At 48.4% G+C, this 13,625-nt stretch carries 4 protein-coding genes; 1 reads left to right on the forward strand and 3 read right to left on the reverse strand.

Going from position 1 to position 13,625, the window contains the following annotated elements; genetic code table 11:
* Positions 1 to 10 precede the first annotated feature (10 nt).
* From AK963_RS02200 to AK963_RS02210, 3 genes are all read right to left on the reverse strand, one after another.
* Positions 11 to 10,663: an Ig-like domain-containing protein gene (locus AK963_RS02200; RefSeq protein WP_066013748.1), complete on the reverse strand. Its 10,653-nt coding sequence runs from the start codon at positions 10,661 to 10,663 to the stop codon at positions 11 to 13.
* A gap of 12 nt (positions 10,664 to 10,675) precedes the next feature.
* Positions 10,676 to 11,305 (reverse strand): OmpA family protein, encoded by a 630-nt coding sequence (locus AK963_RS02205; RefSeq protein WP_175404414.1) that lies wholly within the window; start codon positions 11,303 to 11,305, stop codon positions 10,676 to 10,678.
* A 128-nt stretch (positions 11,306 to 11,433) separates the two neighbouring features.
* Complete coding sequence (locus AK963_RS02210; protein ID WP_175404415.1) at positions 11,434 to 12,846, reverse strand: TolC family outer membrane protein; 1,413 nt, start codon at positions 12,844 to 12,846, stop codon at positions 11,434 to 11,436.
* 364 nt (positions 12,847 to 13,210) lie between these two features.
* On the opposite strand from AK963_RS02210, the gene AK963_RS02215 reads away from it, so the two are divergent.
* Positions 13,211 to 13,625, forward strand: a 415-nt coding sequence (locus AK963_RS02215) for a cysteine peptidase family C39 domain-containing protein (RefSeq protein ID WP_202969705.1), incomplete at its 3' end; no start/stop codon positions are given.

Genomic DNA, 13,625 nt, shown 5'->3' on the forward strand with positions numbered 1-13,625 from the left:
GGTTAACTGATTATATCGTCAACCCGGTGATCAGATAACCCTGCTCCAGCTGATATTTCAGAGCATCTTCCGAACTGCTGCCCTGTAACCAGTCAACACCCGAGAGTTCAATAGTATTGCTCCATTGATGGGCTGTTGCACTGGCAAGATTCAGGTTAGTGCTGCTGCCATTGGCGTTCAGCTCCATGTAATCATAAGGCTGAGCGCTGGCTTCTGCAGGCAGAAAACCTGCGATATCGATAACGTCCTCTGCATCGTGAAAATTGAGTATTCGATCATAAGCGGGTGCTGCTTCGCTGCCAGCGTCTTCTTTAAGCCAGTAGAGCGTATCCATTGCATGGGTGGTTGGGCTTAGCTCCAGAATATCGTTGCCAGGCCCACCTCTCAGTTTGCTGCCCTCATTGCTGGCATACAGGTGATCATCTCCAGCACCGGCATTCACAATGCCATCGCCTTTCAGTTCAGCAGCTGGTGGTGCATACAGGGTGTCTTTTCCTTCGTGGCCAAACTGATGGGAGACGATCAGCTGACTCTGTTCAACCAGTGAGCTTAAACGTTCTGCGGGATCCATTGCGCTTCCACCCGGCAATAGCGTTTCCAGTGGTATAGTATCCAGTGTAATAACCTCGGATAGTGCAGTTATTCGCGCTTTTCCATCCATTTCATCAACAGTGACCAGCTTTGCCAGATCGCTACTGGACCACACATCGTCCAGGTTCAGAAGCTTGCTCAAATCAATCACATCCACGCCGGGCTCGAAGTCCTGGATAGCGGTTGTGCCTGTATCGCCAACCTCAAAGAGGAACGTATCACGGTGGCCATCCCCTGAGCCTGAGTACTCTCCGCCCCATACGATATTGTTCCCTGAACCGGGTAGTATCTGGCTTTCACCTCGGCCCCCGGCAATAAGATCGTCCCCATTGCCTGCGGAGATCTTCGGAGCTGTTCCATCGGAAACAATAATATCGTTGTCTGGTGTGCCACTGATGTTTTGACTTCTTTCAACCACCACAACGTTCAGGGGTATGACATCACTGTTTTGGTTATCCCCATCACCGACATCGGAGATGGCCTCAACATCCAGAGTATAACTTCCAGTTTGATGATCTTTAAGGTACAGGTCCTGAAGCTCATTGCTCACCAGTGCAATACCTGCAGGGCTGGTGGACGGAGTACCTGTTGATACACCAGCATGGTTAACCAGCGATGCACTGCCCGGAAGTCCCTGGACGAGGGCATAGAGCTCTGTACCGACCAGGTTACTGACAGTCACAGCCGGATTGATCACTGAGGCCTGGATAAAAAGAGGTGCCGGTGTTTCAACGGTGGTAATTATGCTTTTTCGATCAATCTGCAGTGAGGGTTTGTCGGACTTTGGCGCAATGGAAATAGTGCTGTCCATCACCACTTCAGGGCCATAGGCTGTTGTCAGTCCATCGGTTTTATCCACAGAGCGGACGGCCAATGACATCAGCAGTGTTCCATGACCATCACCCGGGTTAAATTCCAGGTTGGGCAATGTGGTATCTGCTGTTTCTATGGTTGCGGTGTAACCACCTGAAGCATTGGGTGAGAACGTTGCTGGTGTGATGCCTGGAATGATAAGGCTGGGTTTGATGGCCTCTGGTTCTGGAGGTATCAGTGTGGTAGCGCTGCCCGGTAAAATCGTGAACGTTGCCTGAAGACCTTCCGGATGGTCATGGCTGTCTGAATAAGTGTCTGTGGTTTTGGCATTCAGATGAAAAACGATGGGAATGTTTTCATCACCCGTCAGAGCCTTGGGAATTTGATCCAGTGTGATTGGGTCACCCACAGGCTGTACCATAATCTGAAATGCTTGCTCATCACTGCAAACCGTACTCAAGCTCTGTTCGTGGCTGTGACTGTTCAGGGTCAATTCAACAACACCACTGAAGTCTTTTACTGGCCTGAATGACAGTGTTTGTATATGGCCAGTGTTATCCATTAGGTTTTCTGGAATCTGCCACTTCCCATTCCCGTTAAAGGGCAGGGGGGGGCCAGAACTATTCTTGATCACCGCACCATCAGGGACGCCGGAGAGCACAACAGAGATAACCTCAGAACCATCATTATCGTTCAGTGCAGCAATCAGCCCGGTGATAGGAATATCTGAGTCTTCATAACCTTCCTGATTGGGTGCAGTCAGGGTTGCACAGTGGTTGACCGGTTTGACAATCAGGTCGATTGATTTGGTAAATACTTTTCTGTCGGTATCTCCCGTTCCCGGAGCGGTATCCAGTACTTCCACCTCAAGTGGCAGGGGATAGGTTCCGGCGGGCAGTCCCGGCCCGGGAGTAAAGGTGAAGCTGGCTATCCGTTGCTCAAACTGCGCTTCTGTTTCGGATACTTGCCGATAGACCGAGTTGTCTGGTTGAAGTCCATTACCACTGATGACGATATTTTCGGGTGGTTTAAAAACAACTCTTTCGATGGTTTCCGAGCCATCAATATCGGTGGTTCTTAACTGCAGATGCATGAGCTCGGGATGATCCGCATCCTTCCACTCATCGGCTTCGGCAGCCGGTTCTGTCCAGGCTCTCAAGTCATATACCGAATCCTCTGGTGGTTCATCCGGTGAGTTTTCCACAACCGGAAGTACTCTGAATGAGATCTTGTAGTCAGTTTTGCTGGTATGGTCGGAATCGATGTTTCTCTTTAATATGTGATAGGTGATGCTGTCCTCTCCGGAAAAGTCCCTGGGTGGACGGAATTGAAGGTTGCCAAAATCTCCCGGTTTCGTGATGTATTCGGTGACTTCGCCATCGTTATTCCAGTACACCGTTGTGAAACCCTTAAGACTCCATCCGTGAAGATCAGCCACCGTTATGCGGAATGTGGTTTCTTCATCGGTCGAGGTATGGGTCTGGTCCAGGTTGATGCAATGGTCTGGAATTGAGAAGTAGTAATCCTCTTTTCCTTCTACCGGTTCTGAGCAGACAAAGATGTTTTCCGGTGTTGTTGGTTCACTCGGACCGCCAGTATTTTCTTCAACAATGACCTGCATCCGGGCATATCGGGCTTCTTCGTCCCCAATGTCTTCAACAATGACTTTAGTATGGATAAAGTATGTGCCCTTCTCGGTAAAATGAACCGATACGCCATCGAGTCCACCACTTTGGATCAGCCACTCATCATTATCAAAGATCAGATCCTGTCCTCCAGAGGTTTGAAGATGCCAGCCTCCTGTTACCTTATTTCCCGCTGGATCATAAACAGCGATCTCATATTGAGGTCGTTTGTCGTCTTTTATCCGCTCACTGCCATCCTTATCGGTGGAGGCAAGATGTAATGTTTCCAGTGAAAAGTCATTTCCTGTAAAAGGCCCGGGATTATCGATGGTAACCTGGGTATTTTCATCCGGATTCAGCGGTGTAGCTGGTGGCTGTTCACCATCAACTTCACCCCGCCAGTCAATATGTCCACTGGCGGTTACCTCTTTTTTTGCCGTTAACCCATTCTGCTGATCCGTTATTTCTACAGTAAAACTGAAGTCGGTGCTCTGGCTGGTGGGTGTTGGATAATCACTGTCAATGGTTCCATCGGAATGGACAGGCACAATGCGGATATTCCCTTCAGCAAGCGTCCTCTTCAGTGCTTCCAGGCCACCCAGGTGTTCAGCCAGCGACCCACACTGGTTGGCCATTAATGCGCCATTTACCATCAGTTGGAAGCCATCAGGCAAATTGAACCCGGTAATATCGGTAATGGACTCACTGCCATCACTGTCGCCCAGGGTGAACCCGGTAAGGGCAAGTGGTGCACCACCCGAGAGAAATTTACCGACTCGGTTCAGTTCAACTTCTTTACCCTGGATAGGCTCGATGGATTGATCCCGGGTATCCACCACCGGTTCAAAAATGGCGCGAAGCTGATAGTCAAAAATGGCATAGGCTCCGTCCAGCTCTGTTACCAGAACCTTCATGGGCACCAGTACCTCACCGGCATAGTCCAACGGTGGTTTCAGCAGATATTTACCAGAGATAAGGTCGGCTGGCGTTATCTGGTAAAGCGGTTTGCCATTAACGACATAAGCGATGGGAGGCTGTCGTCCATGGTTATCTTCCAGGCGAAACCGGTTGTCTTCGAGGGCAACAACCGAGTTAAGACTTTCGGAACCATCGATATCCGTTGAGTGAAGATCAAATACCAGTGGCAGTCGCTGGTCTTCTTTACCATGGCCAATCAATTCATAGGTATTGTCCGGGCTCATGGTCCAGGTATCATTAGGCGTCACTTCTGGAATATCTGGAACACCTTTAATACTTATTTGAATAAACCGGTCTGGTGATAGGGCTTCTTCTTTTCCAGCCGCTGGTGCAACACCATCCTGAGTAGACTCACGGCTGATGGCATTAATCTGCAAACGGACATCATCAAAGTTTGCTGAGCTTCGATCTTTTCCGGGTTGATAGTAAAGGTGGTCAATATCCGGCCCTGTTGCTTCAAAACTATTTGTTGAGCCTGGCTTTATTTCTGTCCAGTTGCTTCCCTGAAGAACCCACAGGCTGCCTATGTCTTCTCCAGGTTTAACCAATGGCGTGACTTTCAGGAAGAGACTTTCAGATCCGTCCATATCCACAAGGGCAGCCTTGATGTGACTGCCAATGGCAATGCGCTCATCTTCATTCCCGGTTATCTTAACGGTATCAGGGTCTGCACCGGCTGGCATGACCACCAGTGTGGGAGGGTCAGCCACAGGTTGAACATTGACGACAATGCTGGCCGGTGATCGTGCGGTTTCAACCGCAAAATAACCCTGCTCTGTCGCAATAGCGTCAACCTTTATTTCCAGCCTGCCACTCCAGTGTTCATCAGGCTGAACAACCAACTGCCCAAACTGTTCTGATGTAAGGGTGGTCCCGGTACTAATTTCCTGTCCATGACAAAACAGCTTCATGCTATCGGGTAGATGCGTTATCTCGTATGAGAGGACTTCTGATCCATCCGTATCCTTGAGTTCCGCTTTTATACTGTTGCCCAGGGGAATGTATTGATCCTCCTCGCCGGTGACCACCGGTATCTGTTCGGGCCAGATGGGAGGATCAGCAACGCCTTTAACATGAATAACCACCGGGGAGCTGAGGTCTTGATCAGGGCCGGGGCTTTTGGTGATATGAGCCTTCAGGTTGAGGGTTATCTGGTGATCAGTGAAGGTATAGTCAGAGGCATCTTCAGCAGGGATATAGCCCAGATTTCTGCTGGTGTAGATTCTGTCGCCATTGACATCCTTGACTTCCAGGCTGTCTGGAGGAATCAGTACTTCACCGGCAGTGTCCGTGACAGGAAGTCCGTTCAGGGTCAGGGTGCCTCCCTGAAGATCTCCTGCATCAATGGACAGTTTGCTGATGCTTTCGTGTCGGTCTATATCGCCAAGGTTCAGCTGAAAGAGGAAAGGTATAGGCTTAGGTGGATCCTCAAGACCCTCTGCATTTTTGATATTTTCAAACCGGGCCTGCAGATCTGCGATCGTAATGGTAAAAGGGGCATTAGAGGTATCACCATCCCCATCAATGATTGCCGCGTTGAGAACCGCAGTAAAATTTTCACCTTGACTATGATCTATATGAGGCAGGGTTTGCAGAGACCATTCACCATTAGAATGAAGTGAAAGCTCCCCGACATCAGTATCAACACTTATACTCCTGCTCCAGCTAAGTGGAAAAATATTGTTGTTATATTCCACCGCATGGATATGGGCCGGATCAGCGTCAGCCTTCAACTCGTCATTAATCAACAGGTTTCTTTCTGGTGAAGCATAAAGGAGAGTGCCTTCTTCTGCTATGGCATACCCATTGTAGAAATGATCCGGATGGGCGGTTGGGTTAGTATCAATAACACGGAAGATCAAGTCCATGCTTTTGGTGACAATGTCTTTGTCGCTGTCTCCCAGAAGTATAGGGATACATAACTCAATGAGGTCGTCCTGGTCTCCGGGTTCCTTTGGGTGATCGAGGTTATCCAGTTGTTCAAACAGCACCGTTGCACGGTCAGCTTGCAGATTCTTTATGGAAAAGCGTAAAACCGGATGTCCGTCCTGACGACTGATGGTTAGCTGAGTGTCTGGCGTATTGATCAGCTCAAACTTATCCAGAGACTGAGCATCCGACTGGATACCTGAAAAGGTTGTTTTAATGGTATCGAGATCAAAGGCTGGTACTGGCCTGTCTGATCCAGCTGTGAAGTGAATAGTACCTTCTGAGTTATTATGTTCGCCCCAGTTAATATCAATGACCTGAGGTGGGTTCACTATTTCACCAGGCACAGGCAGAGCGCCATCAAACAGCTTCAGGGTGAACTGGTCTTCTACCGTAGTGCCATCACTGTCTTTGGCCTGAACCGTCAGAGTTATGGGGATCAAGTCTTTGTTTTCGCCAGTTGCTGTCAGGTGATCAAGATAGTGATACCAGATAACCTGTAGCCGGGTGCTTCCTGTTGTATTGGGATCAATGACGATGGGAGTGCCGTCGGGAGGGATCGATGTCAGTGCGAATATTTTTGTATGCTGGGTACCGGAATCCATTGACCAGGCTTCCCAGGAACCGTCCGAGCCATAAAAATACTTCAGTGGTTTACCTCCGGCCTTGAGCTGCTGCCCATTATTTTCAATCGCATAATCCTGTGTATCTACTGCAGGCTTCAGGAAGTAAACCTCACGAACCGCATCCGTGCCCGCATCAATGCTGACCTGGCTGTATTCATTGACCGGAGCACCCAGGTAGAGAGGCTCCATCAGCCCCATGTCATCCAGGGCGATATCAATACTGAGGTTATCGTCTCTATCAATGACATTGACGATCAGGTTCCGCTGAGTGATATCACCATCATAATCCTGAACTTCAGTCAGCACTTTCAAAGGCCAGGTCCCTTTGTCCTGATCCATGGCCTGCTTGAGTGTCACCCGATAAAAAAGGGTTGTGATGTGCTCTGGGTCTGGGTCATTCGTCAGCTCAATGGTCAAGACTTCCTGGTCGGGCACACTTTCTTCAAAAATATGTATCTCTCTACCGTTGACAGTGTATGTCAGGGGGAGACCATGTGAATAAAGTCCCTCAAGGCCGGGCTGTGCCGAGCTGAACTGCCAGCTTGATGGAACAATTGTGTCAGACGATGGACTGGTAATCATTTCCCCGGTACGACTGACGGGAAAATTCTGCTCTTCCAGCGTTACGGTTGCTATATGGGCAAGAAATGGAGGAGAGCCGTCAATAATGGTGGAGGTGAACGTTCCTTTCTTCAGGGCAGGTGTTCCATCATGATCGCTAAAGGAATAGGGAAGCTTTAAGGTGATTTCATGATCGGTAATATCGACGAACTCTGAGCCTGTGGCTTTATTGATATGGTCCAGCGGTCGAAAGAGTTCGCCCTTGATTTGCACCTGCAGGTCTTTACCAACAGGTGATACCGAGGCGATTTTGAAATCAATCACAGGAATCGGTTGCAGGCCTGGAGGACTAACTATGCCTCTAAGTACATGGTTCTCTCGTTGAAAGGTGACTGGAAGTCCAGTTGAAGTGAGAATGTTGTCCAGCGCACCATGGGGAAAGTCAAAGTGAAGGCTATCGGGAGCGACGGGATCTGATCCATCACCATGCAGGGTGTAGATGCCAGTTGTCTTATATTCAGGGTAATACGGAGGGTGGCTGAGGTTGGCTTCAGTAATGATCAGAGTGGCATCTTTACCGCCTGTTGGGGCAGCACCATCCAGAATATCGATGACGGCTGTCGCCGTAGCAGTATCACCGCTGCTGTCTTGTACGGAATAGTCAAAGGTAAATGCGATTGGGTCGGGGTTATTTTTCAGGGAGTCATGTGCCCTGAACACATAGTCTCCATTACTCTGAACAACCAGACTGCCTAAAGGGGTATCAATGGGGGTTGAAGGTAAAAAGCTGACTCTGAACTGATCGTTGATTTTGCTGGTTCGAAAGGCGGTCTCATCAATGGTGACCTGTGTAACTGTAACCGCATCCATACACAGCTGGTCATTGGCCAGTAAATTCCCGGTAACCGTTTCTCCTTCTATGACTTCAGCAAAATCATCGTGAAGCGTAATACCCCCATCAATAATGGTCAGAGCAACGCGGTGAGTTACGGTATTGATATCATGATCACTGGCCGTAATGGTGAGAGGAAGGCTGGCAGGTTCAGGGCCATAGACATCAAAAGAGTTGAGCTGTTCTACATTAAGCGTCGCTGCCAGGTTGCCTTCAGAGGTTGTGTTGATATTGATAAGGCTGATCTTGAAAACAGGAGAACCATCAATTGTTGAAAGTGTCAGGGATTGGGTTGCCGGGTCAGGGTGCAGATTTTCCAGATCAAGGGGAATGCCATGACTGTTTGGATTTTTTTTATCTAATGATGCTTTGAGCTGCTCGCTGGTTGCTGTCAGGTCAAACGTAAGCTTTTCGGGTGGTATGGGATCAGATCCCTTAATGATCAGTAACTGGCCATTGTCTGGTACAGGCTTTGGCTGGTCACACTCCTGATCTATGGTCATCTCACTGACGGAATCACCACTGAAGGACAGAGGGATTCCATCTGCAACAGCAAAGGTGATGTGTGCATCACTGTTGTCACCATCAAAGTCCGTCAGGGTAAAGGTAAACGTATCATCCAGGGTTTCTCCCTGCTTATGAACAAGATCAATTTTTGCTTGATAAACCCATGTACCATCAGGTTTGACATAGAGTTGTCCATAAGTGCCGTCAAATGTGTAATAGCCTGCAAGCGTACCATCATGCACTTCATTAGCTGTATCCAGTGCAATATGGTTGATGTGCGATAATTGGCCACCATCCGCTCCAGTATCCTGCTTATGAAAGAGTTTTCCGCCACTGTCCTCCCAGCTTCTCTGTTCTCCTTCCTTTAAACCCACCGTTTCATGGTCGATGGCTTCAGGGGTGTCATCTACGACGGTAATGTGAACGCCGGCCTTTGAGTGGTGAAAGCGGGAAAATGTAGGGGAGTAGCGGCTTTTCTGGTAAGGGATATCAAACTCAATGGTATTGTTGCCAGCACCATCAGGGTGCTTCAAAGGGGTGTAGAGGGTTAATTCGGAAAGCCCATTACCGGTCTCTGGTACAGAGAATGCCAATGCTGTTTTTAAGTTGCTATTGATCTCATAAACAGCTTTCAGTTCCTGTGGTGAGTCAAGCTGCCAGCGAATGGGAAAGATACGCCCGGAATCAATAATTGACAGGTTGTCAGGAAGGTCTGAGAGAAAACCAGTCTCAATGGATAAGTGGGTCTCCTGATCTGAAACGGGATCAATGGATACGCTGGAGCCAAGGTTCTCTTTCTCAGTCAGTGTCACCGGTAACGGATTTCCCAGAGTTACTACATGGTCACTGGCCAGGTTACATGCCCGATCGCGAACAACAGCGACTACATGGTAAGGGGTGCCGGGGTTTATGGGCGTAGGAGGAAGGTTGGTGCTCCACAGGTTGTCATGCACAACCGGTTTCGCTGTGAAAAGAGAGGAAAAATCAGAGGCATCGACATTCACCACCTTACCATTGGCGACGCCACCGGTTTCACCGGAAATTTTTGGTTCAAATTGTGTTTGTTGAAAGGTGTCCAGGTCATTGACCCATACTTTGGTATAGGTATCGATGGTGACTTCCAGACTGCTGGATGCTTTATTGCCGGCAATATCCGTGGCGGATGCCGTCAGGTTATGTACGCCATCCTTAAGGGGGGTGAGGATTCGGATTGACCACTGTCCATTATCATCAACCTTAATGCCTTCAGCTACCAGGTTTCCATCGTCGAAAAGATTAATCGATGCCCCAGCTTCTCCAGTACCCTGAATTAATGGGGTTGTATCGTTTGTCACATTATCCTGATCATCGTCACAGGAGTCGCTTTCAGGAGCGAGATCGATGGTGACTTCTGTCACCGTATCCAGCAGGAAAGTTGCTATGTCCTCGGCATGATTACCGGCAAGGTCACTGGTTTCAGCTTTGATGGTGACAGGGCCATCAATCAGCCCGTATCCTTCGGCGGCAAGTTTTTCAACGGGAGTAGTCCAGCTCAGTGCATCGGGGAAGACAACGGTGTTCAGCTCAACGCTATTGCCCAGGTTATCGGTCAATGTCAGAGTAACTGGCTGTCCCGCCTCAACATGATAAACAAAACCGCTTATATCAAATGCCAGTGACTCCTCATGATTAATGATATTGTCAGCAGTAATGGGCTCTCTGATAACGATAACCGCCTGGTCGTCAATATATTTCTGTTCCGCCGGGGGAACCCATTGGGTCTCATTTTTTTGCAGAAGGTCGCCAGTGTCTGTAGGAAAACCGGCAGCCGGTATTACTTGCAGGGGAATGAGCGCTATAGCCCAGGGCTCGGTTAGTCCATTGACCGCCTGATCTTCTGAAGTTTCCTCATCGTCTGTTTGGCGGTTTGTTCCTGTTAATCCTGGCCTTCCTATGAAGAGCTGATCGGTACGAAGGTTTGTTGTTTTATCTACAGAGGTGAAGTCAATTTGGGCGTTGTCATCGAGCTCTATGCGATCTCCTGCATTCAGTTGTTCATTCTGAAGTAAAGGGCGCTGTGTTCCATCAGGAAATAGTTTCCATGCTTCACCGGTGATTCTGGAAACAACCTGTGTACTGTCCAGTTGAATGACTTTTTTCATGATCTCCCTCAATCACTGAAAGACTGGCTGAGGAAAGGTTTGTGCTGACCATTTTCTGAGTGGACGACTCTGTTCATAAATTATCAAGGCGGTAACCCGTCGATTTGCCAGGTTTGCTTCAGACGTGTTGCCTGGCTGTGCCGGGTTTTTTTCACCTCGCCAGCGGGTTTTGATTTGATGGCTGTCCAAACCAAAAATATGGATCAACCTCTTGCGGATATGTTCTGCACGCTTCTGAGAAAGAGTCAGGTTATAAGCTTCTGAGGCAGGTTGACTGGCATAACCAGTTAGTATGATGGTGCTTTGGGGGTAATCGGCCGCTATTCTGGCAATGGCTTTCAGGGCCTTATGAGCTTCAGGGGCCTCTGTCATAAATGAGTCCCTGTCAAAATGGATAATGTATTCATACTGGTTCAGAACAGCTTCCCACTGTGGACAACCACTGTTGTTTACCAATGCACCTGTCGGTGTTTCGAAGCAGAGGTCTCTGGCATTGATGACTCCATCAAGGTCATCATCATGAAGGTCAATAGTCTGTCGTTGATAAGGGGTGATTTCACGTTCATGAGTTACACAACTGCTGACCAGAATGAGTATGAATAATGTCAGTGAGAGTTGTCGTATGGGGGAATATTTGTTCATCAGATGCTGCCTACCTGTAAACTCCGGCATGAGCTTTGTGACCTTGACTATTTGCCGAAGCACTCTCAGAGGCTGTCGCAAACAGAGCTGCGCTTGCCAATACCGCGTTAAGAAATAGCTCAAAATGCTCATTTACTATCTGTAAACTGCGCTTTTTCGCCATTTTTTGCCTTGTCTTGCCTGCGCTCGCTGCCTTTTGCGACAGCCTCCTCAGGTATCCAGTCTTGGGGAAGTGTTAATCGGAATGCATCAAGTAGCTGACCCGTGACATGAAGCAGGCGGTAACATGAATCCAGTTGTGCTGTCCAGGCCCGGTTCCAGGCCAGTTCGGCTTCAAGGCTTTCATTCTCGGCATTTAATACATCCAGTAACGAACGTTCCCCCAGAGCAAATTGTCTTCGATAAGCAGATACCGTATCCAGACTGAAAGTGACGTGTTTCTGCAATTGAGGGATTTGCCTTTTGAGTTGACTATGAGCTTCCCATGAGAGTCTGGCTTCTTCCTGAGTATCCAGCAGTGCGAGGTGATATATATCTTTGGCTTCATTCCAGCGGCTCAGAGAAGCCTTCATGCGAGCTGAATCAGCGCCACCATTAAACAGGTTGTAACGGGCATGGAACATCAGGTTGTAATCATCATCACGACCAACAATGCCATTAATGTTGTAGTTCCATGAACGGGTCGCCTCAAAGGATATTTCGGGGTAGAAGCGCCCCTTGCTGGCTTCATACTCACTTTCTGCTGCATTGTTGTCCTGAAGCGCTGATTTGAGTAATGGGTAGTTTTTCCCTGACAGTATGACTGCCTGCTCAATCGTATCCGGTATTAATTGATAGTCCGGTACCGGCTCGTGAAGAGCGTCAGCGGGTATACCCACCAGTCTCATAAACTGAAATCGCGCATCCTGCAGATTATTCTCTGCAGAAATGGTGTTGGATTGCGCTCTGGCCAGTCGGCCGTTAACCAGGCTCAGGTCAGCAGTACTTTGTATGCCCGATTCTGAGCGCTTGAAAATGTTGTAGTAAATGTCTTGATGAACCTTCAGGTTTTGTTCTGACAGTACCAGTGCCCGTTCTGCCATAATTACGCCCAGGTATGTCTGAGCCACTTTCAGAGCCATTTCTGAAGCTGTTGTGATCAGACGAAATTGTTCCGAGCGTGTTGCTGCTTCAGATCTTTTGCTGTCATTACGTGTTGAAAAACCGGCAAAGAGAACCTGCCGAAGTGATATTGATGACTCATACCGATGAAGGCTGTCATCGCTGTTAGGGCCTCCAGCTCGGGTGGTTGGATTGGAAGACCATTCATACCCTGAGCCACCCTGTGCGTTAAGTGTTGGCAGAAAGCCTGCTTTGGCAACCGTTTCTTCATGAAGGCGGGTTTGTACTTTCTGAATAGCCTGATGGAGCCTGGGGTTAGTCATCAGCGCTGTGGAAACGGCCTCCTCCAGGCTTTGTGCTCTTACTGACGAAATATGCGAAGCAAAGAGCAGAGCAGATAGCCAGAATCGAAAGAAATACATACAGGAAAGACGCTTCATACTCATAACAGTGTTGGAAATGTTCCGGGGATGATCTTTCCCGCAGTCGGGGTCAGGAGGCTATCTCAGAATAGACTGCCTACTACGGTGGCAAAAAAATTGGGTTTGCTCGGCAAATGGCATCAATACTCACCTCACAAAACCGGTTTTTTGTCCTCAATTTTCTGCTGCTCTCGCCAAGGGCCCTATTCTTGGACGGCCTCCCAGAGGGAGAAGTAAAACTGACCGAATCAGTAGGAAAAAAGTCTTCTGAGTAAGAATAGATGATTTTTAGGTGCTTGGCTGAGAATGGCGGAGGAAGCGTTTTTACTCTAGGTTGTATCTGTCTTTGCTTTATCAGAACCTGACACCTCACGGAGCAGCAATGGCGCAGAGTTCTTTATTGACCAGTTTGATCTGGATTGCCAGGCATCATGGAATTAATGTCATTGCAGAAAAAATATTAGCAGGTTTGCCGGTTCACTCAGGCGAGTTGACCCAGGAGTATATAGAGCGAGCTGCCGGGAATGCAGGGCTTACTATTTTTAGCAGGCAACTGTCCCGTCAATTATCACTGGAAGAAAACTGCCCACCATCCTGTCTTCCCTGTATTGTCTGGCTTGAAAAGTCTCCAGTCGTTGTCGTTCAGATTGAAAAAGAATTTGTTGAAATTATACCAATCGCATTTTCTAAATCCTTAAGCTGCCGCCAACTATGCTTAGGCATCATTACCATGCATTATCTAGAACAGATGTCTCGTCGACCACAGCTACCCGAAGGTTTTAATGATGTTGATTTTC

Source organism: Endozoicomonas atrinae (genome assembly GCF_001647025.1).
Taxonomy (GTDB): domain Bacteria; phylum Pseudomonadota; class Gammaproteobacteria; order Pseudomonadales; family Endozoicomonadaceae; genus Endozoicomonas; species Endozoicomonas atrinae.